The following is a 12,103-nucleotide window of genomic DNA, read 5'->3' as shown; positions in this document are numbered from 1 at the left end:
GAATAAAATGAGTAGAAATCAAATCGAAAAAACTAATTCGATTCGTTTTCTAATCGAATGTGAAATTTTTTCATTTTTTGCACCAAGGCGCTTTGACTGATTTCCAAAGAGGCGGCAGCCGCCCTTGTGGTCCCGTATTTATTCATTGCATTCAGGATTAAGGATCGCTCCAGTTCAGAAACGGCCTCCTTCAAGGAAAGAGGTGTAGTTTTCCGTGTTACGACCGGCCGTATGAAAGATGGTAAATTAGATAAATCAATCGTATCCTCATAAGTCGTAACGACCAGTCGCTCAGCAAGATTCGCAAGCTCACGTATATTACCAGGCCACGAATAATTCGTTAGCCATTCATAGCATTCCGGTGTCATCTTTTTCTTTTCATCATATTTTACATTGAATTTTTCCAGATACATTTCTAAAAGCGGGACCATTTCCTCTTTCCGCTGGCGTAAAGGCGGAACTTCAAACGAGACAATATTAAGCCGGTAATAAAGATCTTCGCGGAAAGATCCTTCTTGAACAAGTGATGCTAGGTCACGATGAGTGGCAGTAATTAATCTAACATCCACTTCTTTCATTTCAGTAGAGCCTACTCTCATAAACTTGTTTTCTTCCACCACTTTCAATAGTTTTACCTGTAACTCTAAAGGTAAGTCCCCAATTTCGTCTAAAAATAACGTGCCACCATTGGCTTTTTCAAAAATACCCATTTTCCCATTCTTTAGGGATCCGGTAAATGCTCCCGGTTCATATCCAAAAAGTTCAGATTCCACCAAGTTCGCTGGGAGGGCCCCGCAATTTAATTCAAGGAAAATATTTTCCTTCCTGGAGCTTTTGGAATGAATGTACTTAGCAATCAAGCTCTTTCCTACACCCGTTTCTCCCTGTAATAAGATCTTCGCGTCCGTTTTGGCTACCTTATCAGCCATCTTGAATAAAGGCGTTGTAAAGGGCCCAATGATTATTTCCTGTAGATTCACCTGTTCCGAATCAGGTAACAATTGAGAAATGGGTTGGAAAGATAACTTCTGACTGTCAATCGTATACTTCATTCGGATTAATTCAGTAATATCTCTAACACTATTTATGACAAATATGACTTCGTTCTGTGGTGAAAGAATGGGTGTCGCCGACACGATAATCTTTCTTCCGTTTCGGATTCTTTGCGTCAGCGTAACTTGATTCTTCGTTCGAATAGAGTCCAATGAAGCAGAAACGGAAATCATCCCCTGTTCAATTAAATAACTCATGGGTTTTCCGATAATTTCCTCTTCCCTAATTCCAGTAATGCGTTGATAAGCTTGATTGATAAATAATGTCGTTCCTTCACCATCTGTGATATACACGCCATCATACAGGGCATTAAATACAACCCTGCATAAATCACTCTCAAAAAATGCTTGAAATTGTTCATATGGTATCGAGTAATTCCTTAAATTTTGCAGCGGTGCATTCACTGTAATAAAATGAGAAATTGGCTTCGTTAAATCACTCTGTTGCACGGCCGCAGATAACGCTTCTATTGTCAGAAATCCGATGAAATCCTCTGAATTGTCTATAACTTCCACTTCATTTTTACCGATGGGAAAACGTGAAATCGCTTCCTCCACTGTCATATCAGAATGAAACTTAGTCATCAATATCCACTCCCGCTGGTTCTTTAACATCAAAATCGATGGTTTCTCGATATTCTTCATTTATTTCCTCTAATGTTTTCATATAACTGCCACCTATGCTTTCTCTCCTTATAGCTTTGTTAAGGTCACTCTTTGAAATTCGTGTTCACACCGGCTGGTATGAATGTTCTATTATCCATAAAGCATGCTATTCGTTTTTTTAGTGACCTTTATGGTAAGCATTATGTAAGTCCCTTTCCTTATGATACTATGTACAACAACAAACGACTCATAAACACTACACCGTTAAAAAGGAGTTAACCCTTTTTAAATATGCTAAAAAACTTCATAAATGGAAGGAATGAAAACATCCAAATAGAAGATTTGATGAATACCGTAAATAAGTCCCACCCAGACCACTATTTTGTCCCTTTAACTGGGAGGGCACAAGACACTTTTATCATACCAAGTGTCTTTCCAATGCTCAAATTCCATTTTCACCCATTAAGGAAAGGCTGCAGTTGCCAATAGACTGCCATATGAAAGCTCAATCATAGGTTAACGTACCCTTTGTGTGCCGATTGTTCTTATGTTTATTAGAAAGGCAAGTGAAAATAAAAAAGAAACCAGTGAGTCATTTCACTGATTTTCATTTTCATATCTATTATTTATATAATATATTAATAACGACCGGTGTTCGCAGAAATAATAAGAGCCCCGTTTGAAGAATAAATACCCGCTTTGGCCAAAGCATTATACGGATCTTTATCCCATAATTGAGCGGTATAACATGAGGTCTGACCTTTCATGATCCATCCGTTACCACCGGAACTAGCACAACTTGTATATGCTCTCTTAGAACTGCCATTATAACTATCAACCCACACATTCGCATAATAATCATGCGGTGCAGCCGAATAAAACTTTACGTAACCCCAAGCCGTATGACAATACGCACTTCCTTTTAGCTGCACATATCCAATTTTCACACCGTTTTTATAGATATATTCTGTTTCATAGGTGATTGGGCTTTTATTGGCACAACCAGTCGAATAAGGATTTGTATTATCATAGGACAAGGCATACGCTTTATTCATCGGTGATATCGCAAAAAACAGACCAAAGACAAGAGTAACTGACATCCCAATATTTAATAATTTTTTTATAATAACCTCTCTCCTTTCCTTCTTCTAGACTTTACCATGTAAAAATTGATATTTCTATGTGCCACGGGACCATTTTCCATTTAATTACATATTCCCATTTTCCGGCTATCTATTTAGTTAATTAGGTACTAAAGAATGAATCTTCTCTAATAATCCATTCTGCTCCGTTAGTTTACTTACACAAAAACGATAATGGACATCTTAAATACCCAAGGAATGCAGTTTACTTATACAATATGACTGTTTGAATATACAGATAGTCTCCCGGGTGCAACATAATCACTAATAAATTACTTTGGAATATTTTTTGATTTACTACGAATCCTAATTTTAGGAGGCGACAAAAATGAAAAAACAAGAAAAATCAAAAAATATTGGCCAAAAAGCCGATTCAATGAATGCTATGGATCAGGGGTTAAACTTGTTTCCACAATTGATTAATAACGCTACCGGTATTGACAAGGGAAACGATGGTAAAGTCAATAAAAATGATTAACAAACGCCTTTTTAGGCGTTTTTCTATCTTCCTCACGATTTTCTCCCTCTTACCTCCGTCACCAAATTGGCACCCTTTAAAAGTGCTAACACATCCTCTAGCTTACGAAGAGATTCTTAATTAAACTAAACTCTTTCGTCATTTTGTCCGTCATAATCAGTGTTTACTGAACATCATCTGTTTTAAAGAAAGTCCTATCATACACGTTGATTATACATTCTTTAGAAGCTAAAAAAGTCCCAATAGGGTTTAACCTATTGGGACTCTCGCGTATTAAGTTAATAGAAGGAATGCTGAAGCCAGTAGGTGCACCATATATTCGCCTTTTTATTAACCTACTGTTTTTGAAGTAAGATAAGCGACAAGTACATAGCGTTCAGGAGCTGATCCAATATAATCAAAGGGATAACATGTACTGACGGTTAGTGTCGCTCGTGGTTTTGGAACGATTACGGTTCGATCATCCTCATCCACAATGCGAACTTTATTGACTTTGTATGTGAACTCTCCTGCCGAAGTTCTTACAATCAACAAATCTCCCTCGCCAACTTGCCCAAGTTTACGGAATACCGTATCTCGATGACCAGAAAGAACCGAATTGTCATTTTCACCTGGTAGCACACTTCCTGCAAAGTGACCTACACCTTTCTCCAGTTCATTCTCGTTTGTGCCATGGAAAATAGGGAGTGTTGCTTTTAGTTTGGGTATATACAGTTCCCCCATTTCTTCACCCGTTTTTGGGCGGACAGGATAAAGCTCTTCCTTTGTTGTTTTATTACTTGGTGGTTTATGTACTGTTTCTTTTACTTGGCTACTTGGAGCATGAGTCTTATATAGAAAGTAGCCTTTTGCAAACTTATACATATTAGTTGTGGAAAACCAAACCCCAAATAAAATGATAGCAATTGTACATGAAAGCAGAAGAAACCGCCTTTTCTTTAATTGTTTCATATTAAGCGTTCCTGATTTTTCGATACATCATGCATCCCAGCAAAACGATGAACAGTCCTAAAAGGGCGTTAGGGATGTAATCCGATGCGGTCTTTGGCAGCTTGGCCCCTTTTACCGTTTGATGTTCCGATTTAGTATGAGAGCTAATTTTTTGTTTTACTGGTTTTGCAACGGGTGCCTTTTCAATGGTCTTTGCCACCTCTTTAGCAGATTCCTTTATTTGTTGCCCTGCATTCGTAAGAGTGTCAGAATCGACCATATCACCCGTAATCAAAAGATCAGCCAAGAACTTCCCGTCTGTAGTGTATATCGCAATTTTTAGGTTAGCACCCTTCAATTCATCCATTTTCATTAAATCAAAAAGAGAAATAGGCGATTCCGAACCGCTTTTCACAAGCGAATAGGATACTTTAAGCTTAAAGATGGAAAGTAATTCTTCATAGATAGATGCCATTTCAGCTATTTGTTCGGCTGAAAGCTCGGTTGCTACGTCAAATTCCTCGAAAGCCATCATACGGTTGCCCAATTCTTCAAGTCGCTTGACTGTTTCCGGATTGGAAAGATGCTCTTCCAAAGACATTAAATGGTCTTCAAGACGCTGTAGTTCCTCTTCGGTTAGACCGAGTTCTTCCTCGAAAATAGGAAGAAGATCTTCGGCAACTTCACCATCCAATTCCCCGCCAGTAAGGGTCCAAACAGTTTCTTCAAGATTATCTATGTATATATAATCGTTAATATCTTCACCATTTTCCTCTAACAATTGAAGCAGGGATTGTTTATCCAGTTCATAATTCTCATTAAAATAATCTAAGTTACTTAAGTCTGCCTTTATGACGTCACCTAAGAACTCGCTAAGCTCTTCGACAGATTCAAAGTCTTCCGTGCTAATTTCATAGGGTTCTAATGACACTTCGATATCTTCTTTTGTTACTTCGAAGCCTCTTTCCTTGCTAACCTTTGCTAAATAATTGACTAATTCTTGGTCAAAGTTTGGATCTCGTTCAAAATCGCCCTCTTCTTTATAGAAATAAACAGCTTCATCGAGGTCCCAGAAAAAGATATAATCATCCAGCTCTTCTCCGTTCTCGTTCAACAGTTTAATTAGACTCTCATTAGTAAGATTATAATCTTCATAAATAGGCTTTAAATTGCTTAAATCTGCTTTTATAACTTCTCCTAAAGTATCTTTAAGCTCATCAATAGATTGAAAGTTTTTAATACTTTCATCGTAAAAAGAAAGCGACGTTTCAATATCATCCTTCGTCACTTCAAAGCCCCTAACAAGGCTTACCTCCTTTAAATACTTTTTAAATTCCTGGTCAAAATTATTGCTTTGAGCAGCCGATGCTAATTGCGGGAATAAGCTAATTAACAACGTAAGGGAAAGTAATGTGTTCCACAGTTTTTTCATTCTGTTCTCCTATTCATAACATTTCTATGTTTCTTGAAAATTATAAGGGAATAACATTAACTTAACAATGAGGGTATTTTTTACCAATAAGGGAAAAATGATATTTTTCTTACTTTTTAAGGAATGTTTCTTCTGTTGAGGGACGGGGTGTAATGGGCATCGATTTAAAAGCGTTTGCAAAATCAAAAATCTTCGTTATAATACTTGTATACAAGTATACTCGAACTCAAGAAGGTGAATGTATGGACGATTCAAGGGAATTTCTTTATCCCACTAAATGGCTCTCAAAAGCCTCTGCTGGTGAACGTGTTACATGTGAGCTAAGAATGCGTATCATTTCCGGGAGAATTGAAAGCGGTACCATATTATCGGAAAATAAATTAGCTGCAGATTTTGCTGTAAGTCGCTCACCCATTCGTGAAGCATTAAAAATCCTCGCATCCGAAAATATTATCCGATTAGAAAGAATGGGTGCCGTTGTTATAGGTTTATCAGAAAAAGAAATCGAAGAAATTTATGATGTTCGTTTACTTATAGAATCGTTTGTATTTGAACGCCTAGTAAGGATGGACACGAATCATTTAGTAAGGGAAATTAGTAAAATACTGGAAATGATGAAAGTCGCAATCAAATATAATGATGCTGATGAATTTTCCTATCAAGATGTCTTGTTCCATGAAACGATTATCCGTGCAGATCATCATTCATATATCTTGATGATCTGGAGTAATTTAAAACCCGTAATGGAAAGCCTCATCTTAATTTCGATGCGTATGCGTTTCAAAGAAAAGTATGAAGACTTCACGCGGATTGTAAAAAATCATGAGCTTTATATTGAAGCGATCAAAACAAAAGATAGAGACCTCATGATTAAGACTTTTCATGAGAACTTTGATGATGTTCAAGGTAAAGTAGAAGACCTATGGATGTCACAACAAATGCTTACAAAAGGAGTCGTGCAACAAGATGACTAACTATATGTTGGGTGTAGATATCGGAACCACAAGTACGAAAGCCGTGTTATTTAGTGAAAAAGGCGAGGTCATCCAACAAGAAAATATGGGGTACCCGCTTTATACACCTGCTATATCGGCTGCAGAACAAAACCCAGAAGAAATTTTTCAGGCAGTTCTACAAACCATTTCAAATATAATGAAACATCACTCACAAAAAAAGCTATCGTTCATTTCATTTAGCAGTGCCATGCATAGTGTCATTGCCATGGATGAAAATGACCTACCGCTGACGTCTTGCATCACTTGGGCAGATAATCGAAGTCAAGCATGGGCACATCATATAAAAGATGAGATGAATGGCCTGGAAATCTATAAACGAACAGGAACACCAATTCACCCCATGTCACCATTGACTAAAATAACTTGGATCGTGAACGACCTTCCTGAAATCGCTGTCAAGGTTAAAAAATATATCGGAATTAAAGAATATATTTTTAAAAAGTTCTTTGATCAATATATTGTAGATTATTCACTAGCTTCAGCCATGGGCTTGATGAATCTCAAAACACTGGATTGGGATGAAGAAGCATTAAAAATTGCTGGAATCACATCTTCCCAATTATCTGATCTTGTGCCAACAACCAAGATATTTACCAACTGTGATTCCGATTTTGCCAAACAGATGGGCATTGATCAACAAACACCATTTGTCATCGGAGCCAGCGATGGAGTCCTTTCTAATCTAGGTGTAAATGCGATACGAAAAGGCGAAATTGCTGTAACAATCGGGACAAGCGGTGCCATTCGAACCATTATTGACAAGCCGCAAACTGACGAAAAGGGAAGAATATTTTGTTATGCCTTAACCGAAAAGCACTGGGTAATTGGCGGACCGGTAAACAATGGCGGGATGGTCCTTCGCTGGATCCGTGATGAGCTTGCCTCTTCAGAAGTAGAAACAGCGAAAAGATTAGGAATTGACCCTTATGATGTATTAACCAAGATTGCAGAACGTGTAAGACCAGGATCTGATGGATTATTATTCCACCCATACCTTGCTGGTGAACGTGCGCCATTATGGAATCCAGACGTACGTGGATCATTCTTCGGTTTAACGATGTCACATAAGAAAGAACATATGATTCGCGCTGCCCTAGAAGGAGTCATTTACAATTTATACACCGTCTTTTTAGCCTTAACCGAATGCATGGAAAGTCCTGTGACCCGTATTCAAGCCACAGGAGGCTTTGCAAGATCAGATGTTTGGCGGCAAATGATGTCTGATATTTTCTCATCTGAAGTAGTTGTCCCAGAAAGCTACGAAAGTTCCTGTCTAGGAGCATGTATTCTAGGCTTATATGCCACAGGAAAAATCGAATCATTTGAAGTCGTTTCTGAAATGATTGGCAGTACCAACATACACACACCAAAAGAAGAAGCAACAAAAGAATATAGGCAATTACTGCCGATTTTCATTAATCTATCTAGAATATTAGAAGAAGATTATACACGGATTTCCAATTATCAAAGAAGCTTAATTAACACCACTAGATAACTAATTGGAGGAATTAGCATGCCATTAATCATTGTAGCAGTTGGGATTTTAGCATTACTACTATTAATAATGGGCTTAAAATTAAATACCTTTATTTCACTAATCATTGTATCGTTCGGAGTTGCTTTATTACTTGGGATGCCCTTGGACCAAATTGTAAAATCAATTGAAGCTGGACTAGGCGGAACACTTGGTCACTTGGCGTTGATCTTTGGGCTTGGAGCGATGCTGGGCAAGCTAATCGCAGATTCAGGGGGCGCTCAACGAATTGCGATGACGCTCGTTAACAAATTTGGAGAAAAATATATTCAATGGGCCGTGGTTGTTGCTTCATTTATTATCGGAATCGCTCTATTTTTTGAGGTGGGATTAGTGCTATTAATTCCAATCGTATTTGCCATTTCAAAGGAATTAAAGGTCTCTATTTTACATCTCGGAATTCCGATGGTGGCAGCCTTATCCGTGACACACGGTTTCTTACCGCCACATCCAGGACCAACCGTCATTGCTGGTGAATATGGTGCAAACATTGGTGAAGTATTACTTTACGGTTTTATTATAGCAATCCCAACAGTCATTTTAGCTGGGCCATTATTTACTAAACTAGCTAAAAAGCTTGTACCTGAATCATTCACTAAAACTGGGAATATTGCCTCTTTAGGTGAACAAAAGGTATTTAAACTTGAAGACACTCCTGGTTTTGGTATCAGTGTATTTACCGCAATGCTTCCCGTTATTTTAATGTCTATTGCTACGATTATTACTTTGCTTCAAAAAACAATTGGATTTGAAGATAATAGTTTACTAGCAGCTATCCGTTTCATTGGTGATGCATCAACATCCATGTTGATTTCTTTACTTGTTGCAATCTATACAATGGGATTAGCAAGAAAAATCCCAATCAAAAATGTCATGGAATCTTGTACAACCGCCATCACTCATATTGGGATGATGCTATTAATCATCGGGGGCGGCGGAGCCTTCAAACAGGTATTAATTGATGGCGGCGTAGGTGACTATGTAGCCGAATTATTCAAAGGAACTTCGCTATCACCCATCTTGCTTGCTTGGATCATTGCTGCAATTTTACGTATATCCTTAGGTTCTGCAACTGTTGCAGCTTTAACAACTGCCGGTTTAGTTATTCCGATGTTAGGACAATCCGACGTTAATCTTGCCTTGGTTGTACTCGCAACTGGAGCGGGTAGTTTAATCGCTTCACATGTTAACGATGCAGGTTTCTGGATGTTTAAAGAGTATTTTGGCCTAAGCATGAAAGAAACATTTTCAACCTGGACATTACTTGAGTCAATCATTTCTATTGCTGGATTAGGTTTTATTCTATTACTAAGCCTATTCGTATAAACCTATTTCAGGGCAGCTTCTCACCTATAGCCTTAGAATTTTTAGAGCTATAGGCGAGAATTTTGCACATAACCATTATTCAGAATTTCAAGCTGGCCTTTCCCCGATCTAACAGGGATAGGCCTTTTCTTTTGAATATTTTCTCAGCTTTATGAATTACACAATTCCCTCTTTTAATAAAGATCAAATCATAATTTTTTTCTTTGTAGGGGATGGAATGGAACCAGATCACCGAGAATTAAATCGCTTGATGTCAGCTTGCCCACGTGGAACTAACACCATAATTCAAATGCCATATGGTAGGCCCTCTATAACTAATTCAACATCCAACGTAACGGTTTCCACTGATGATGTAACAGCGTTCGCTTCAGGTAAACTCCGTCCTTCTGCGGATTATTTCGTACAGTGATCACCTCTTCTGAGTTGTACCTGTATATCTGTCATACAGTTTTTTCACCAACTTTTCGAGGTGATCTATAGTTTCCTTCCTGTAGCCCCCACCGATTTATCTGAATTTCCCCGATTGTTGTAGTCCTTATCATTTACGCCTTCTTGATGATTATCTTTGCCCAAATATTGTCCTTGGTGGTTTTTCTGAGATTTAATAAATTTGTCGAAATCAATGTTAACCATTCTAAGCCCCCCTAAAATTTCTTTAGCCTTTCAGTCTTATGATACATCCTAAGAAGTTTTTTATTCGATGAGGAAGTTTAAAAACAAAAAACTTCCTTACATAATTGGAACTAATAAGCACGAAAATATAAATGAAAGGGGTTTGTTTATGTTAACATCTCAAGTATTAGCTGAGTTTCGCTCGCAGTTGCTTAAGGAGAAAAAAGAACTTGAAGCCGAATTTAAAGTGAATGATAATTTTGGCTTTGACTGGGAACATCCCTATGAGTCAGTGGGAGAATTATCAAGCTATGATAACCATCCAGGAGATGAAGGGACGGAATTATACGAACGGGAAAAAGATCTTGCCCTCAATGAGCATGCTACTAATCATTTAACCAAAATCAGCAGGGCTCTTGATGCGATGGATAATGGAACATACGGAACGTGTCAGGAATGTGGTAAAGAAATTCCTTTTGAAAGACTAGAGGCACTTCCTTATACAACTTTCTGTAAAGACCACAGTCCAGATCAAGTCGTATCCCATAATCGTCCCGTTGAAGAAGAGGTGCTCATGCCTCCATTTGGAAAATTCGATATGGATAATCAAGATGAAAATGTAAGCTATGATGCAGAAGACTCGTGGCAGGATGTCGCGCAGTATGGAACATCTGAAACACCATCTGACTTTGCTTTTACAGATGATAAAGACTCTTATAATGACATGTATAACGAATCGCTTGATCCGATTGGATATGTGGAATCTTATGAAAACTTTGTAGGGACTGATATTTCCGGAAAAAATATTACCGTTTACCCGAACAGTCAGCACGAACAGTATGAAGAAGCACTTGATGAAGATGGCATCATGACTTCATTTGGGGACTTACCTGCATACGAACATGATCCTTACGTCGAAGATGAAGATAAAAGTTAACGACCGGCAAAACAAAAACCAGCTTCTGAGGAAGCTGGTTTTGATAATCTGAACATTTTTTTCATGGATATGCATCCCATGGATAGGAGATAAGCTCTTATAAATAATCAAATATATCGATTAAATTCCTTGCAAATATTTTCTAAAGTGAATTAGAAGGCGTATGCTATTGACCAAAAGGCTGTTGTTGATTGGCTGGTATTCTACAATGCAGTTGTACCGCATTTTCATGTAAATTTATATCGTTGTTCACCATTTTCGGTCGGTACCTTAAGGATAAGAATGATAGATTATCAATAATGAAAATATGGATTTTGCTGGAGTTGTTGAGGCAGATTATATGCGGCATTCTCTTACTCCCTAAAAATATAATATAGGCTACCTACAGTTTGCAGGCAGCCCAATCCATAATTAATATTCAATTTTTCAGTGGCACAGGTTTAGCGAGATGATGAGCCCCCTTGTCCTGCTAATTGAGATTGAGCTCAACGGATTTTTCATCGCTAGCATCCGCTCCCATTATATAGTCTGCATATGGTCGCTAACATGCAAGACGCCTGTATCACATAGAGCATGCGTTTGCCTATAGATGCTTAATTAACGGAATGGCATGTTCACCTATTTCTTCATGATTCAAATAGCGACATCTATGTTGTTTTCTTAATATAATAAGGGGAATCGGTCTCTTCTTCAGCTAGCCTGCCCGTTTATTGCATAAAAAAAAGAGCTGATTGTGAACTGCACCCCAATTGTTAGACAACATCTAACAATTGGAGGTGCAGTTTTTTTGACTAAATATACGATAGACGAAAAATTACATGCAGTTTTAGAGTACTTAGAAGGGAAAAAATCCTATAAATCCATTGCACAAGAAAGAAATGTAGGTTTATCCCCTCTGAAAAGATGGGTCGCTCGCTATCTAAAACATGGGATGGAAGGACTTGCTTCATCCTATACAAATTACACTCTGCCCTTTAAACTAGAGGTACTTAAATATATGAACGAATATGGGGCATCAATCAACGAGACCGCTGTACA

The 12,103-nt window shown here is 37.9% G+C and carries 12 protein-coding genes; 7 read left to right on the top strand and 5 right to left on the bottom strand.

The annotated features are described in order from the left end of the window. Positions 1-32 precede the first annotated feature (32 nt). Together LQ203_RS24180 and LQ203_RS24175 are read right to left on the bottom strand one after the other, a co-directional pair. Positions 33-1,637: a sigma 54-interacting transcriptional regulator gene (locus LQ203_RS24180; RefSeq protein ID WP_230162103.1), complete on the bottom strand. Its 1,605-nt coding sequence runs from the start codon at positions 1,635-1,637 to the stop codon at positions 33-35. Between the two features lie 659 nt (positions 1,638-2,296). Continuing rightward, positions 2,297-2,713, bottom strand: a complete 417-nt coding sequence (locus LQ203_RS24175; RefSeq protein WP_230162101.1) for a DUF2690 domain-containing protein — start codon at positions 2,711-2,713, stop codon at positions 2,297-2,299. A 415-nt stretch (positions 2,714-3,128) separates the two neighbouring features. Between LQ203_RS24175 and LQ203_RS24170 the strand changes: the two genes are divergently transcribed. Continuing rightward, positions 3,129-3,278: a hypothetical protein gene (locus LQ203_RS24170; RefSeq protein WP_230162099.1), complete on the top strand. Its 150-nt coding sequence runs from the start codon at positions 3,129-3,131 to the stop codon at positions 3,276-3,278. Positions 3,279-3,608: 330 nt separating this feature from the next. Here LQ203_RS24170 and LQ203_RS24165 read toward each other — a convergent pair whose 3' ends face one another. After that, the gene (locus tag LQ203_RS24165) at positions 3,609-4,229 is read right to left on the bottom strand and encodes a class D sortase (protein WP_230162097.1); all 621 of its coding nucleotides are present in this window, start codon (positions 4,227-4,229) and stop codon (positions 3,609-3,611) included. Position 4,230: 1 nt separating this feature from the next. Then, positions 4,231-5,640, bottom strand: coding sequence for a processed acidic surface protein (locus tag LQ203_RS24160; protein WP_230162095.1), 1,410 nt, complete (start codon positions 5,638-5,640; stop codon positions 4,231-4,233). A gap of 242 nt (positions 5,641-5,882) precedes the next feature. Between LQ203_RS24160 and LQ203_RS24155 the strand changes: the two genes are divergently transcribed. The 4 genes from LQ203_RS24155 to LQ203_RS24140 all read left to right on the top strand — a co-directional run bounded on the left by LQ203_RS24155 (position 5,883) and on the right by LQ203_RS24140 (position 9,925). Beyond that, on the top strand, positions 5,883-6,614 hold the full coding sequence (locus tag LQ203_RS24155; RefSeq protein ID WP_230162174.1) for a GntR family transcriptional regulator: 732 nt from the start codon (positions 5,883-5,885) through the stop codon (positions 6,612-6,614). Beyond that, a complete protein-coding gene (gene gntK, locus LQ203_RS24150; RefSeq protein WP_230162093.1) occupies positions 6,607-8,151 on the top strand; it encodes a gluconokinase in 1,545 nt (514 codons plus the stop codon). The genes LQ203_RS24155 and gntK overlap by 8 nt, the downstream gene beginning before the upstream one ends. An 18-nt stretch (positions 8,152-8,169) precedes the next feature. After that, positions 8,170-9,516: a GntP family permease gene (locus LQ203_RS24145; RefSeq protein WP_230162091.1), complete on the top strand. Its 1,347-nt coding sequence runs from the start codon at positions 8,170-8,172 to the stop codon at positions 9,514-9,516. A 217-nt stretch (positions 9,517-9,733) separates the two neighbouring features. Further along, on the top strand, positions 9,734-9,925 hold the full coding sequence (locus LQ203_RS24140; RefSeq protein WP_230162089.1) for a hypothetical protein: 192 nt from the start codon (positions 9,734-9,736) through the stop codon (positions 9,923-9,925). Between the two features lie 65 nt (positions 9,926-9,990). Here the strand turns inward: LQ203_RS24140 and LQ203_RS24135 are convergent, their stop codons facing one another. Next, complete coding sequence (locus tag LQ203_RS24135; protein WP_230162087.1) at positions 9,991-10,149, bottom strand: hypothetical protein; 159 nt, start codon at positions 10,147-10,149, stop codon at positions 9,991-9,993. Between the two features lie 148 nt (positions 10,150-10,297). Here LQ203_RS24135 and LQ203_RS24130 point away from each other — a divergent pair, with 148 nt between their 5' ends. Next, entirely contained in the window at positions 10,298-11,065 is a 768-nt protein-coding gene (locus LQ203_RS24130) for a yteA family sporulation protein (RefSeq protein ID WP_230162086.1), read from the top strand. A 787-nt stretch (positions 11,066-11,852) separates the two neighbouring features. Next, a partial coding sequence (locus LQ203_RS24125; protein ID WP_230155323.1) for a transposase occupies positions 11,853-12,103 on the top strand: 251 nt, incomplete at its 3' end.

Origin of the sequence: Peribacillus sp. Bi96, assembly GCF_918698115.1 — a bacterium.
Classification (GTDB): Bacteria; Bacillota; Bacilli; order Bacillales; family DSM-1321; genus Peribacillus.
Note: the sequence above shows the minus strand (reverse complement) of the source record. Positions and strands in the feature narration are given on the sequence as shown.

Excerpts from the sequence above, each read along its gene's own strand:
- LQ203_RS24165 (WP_230162097.1), bottom strand. The coding sequence starts at position 4,229 with ATGAAACAATTAAAGAAAAGGCGGTTTCTTCTGCTTTCATGTACAATT.
- LQ203_RS24155 (WP_230162174.1), top strand. The coding sequence starts at position 5,883 with ATGGACGATTCAAGGGAATTTCTTTATCCCACTAAATGGCTCTCAAAA.
- LQ203_RS24135 (WP_230162087.1), bottom strand. The coding sequence starts at position 10,149 with ATGGTTAACATTGATTTCGACAAATTTATTAAATCTCAGAAAAACCAC.
- LQ203_RS24180 (WP_230162103.1), bottom strand. The coding sequence starts at position 1,637 with ATGACTAAGTTTCATTCTGATATGACAGTGGAGGAAGCGATTTCACGT.
- LQ203_RS24130 (WP_230162086.1), top strand. The coding sequence starts at position 10,298 with ATGTTAACATCTCAAGTATTAGCTGAGTTTCGCTCGCAGTTGCTTAAG.
- LQ203_RS24170 (WP_230162099.1), top strand. The coding sequence starts at position 3,129 with ATGAAAAAACAAGAAAAATCAAAAAATATTGGCCAAAAAGCCGATTCA.
- LQ203_RS24145 (WP_230162091.1), top strand. The coding sequence starts at position 8,170 with ATGCCATTAATCATTGTAGCAGTTGGGATTTTAGCATTACTACTATTA.
- LQ203_RS24175 (WP_230162101.1), bottom strand. The coding sequence starts at position 2,713 with ATGAATAAAGCGTATGCCTTGTCCTATGATAATACAAATCCTTATTCG.
- LQ203_RS24160 (WP_230162095.1), bottom strand. The coding sequence starts at position 5,640 with ATGAAAAAACTGTGGAACACATTACTTTCCCTTACGTTGTTAATTAGC.
- gntK (WP_230162093.1), top strand. The coding sequence starts at position 6,607 with ATGACTAACTATATGTTGGGTGTAGATATCGGAACCACAAGTACGAAA.
- LQ203_RS24140 (WP_230162089.1), top strand. The coding sequence starts at position 9,734 with ATGGAACCAGATCACCGAGAATTAAATCGCTTGATGTCAGCTTGCCCA.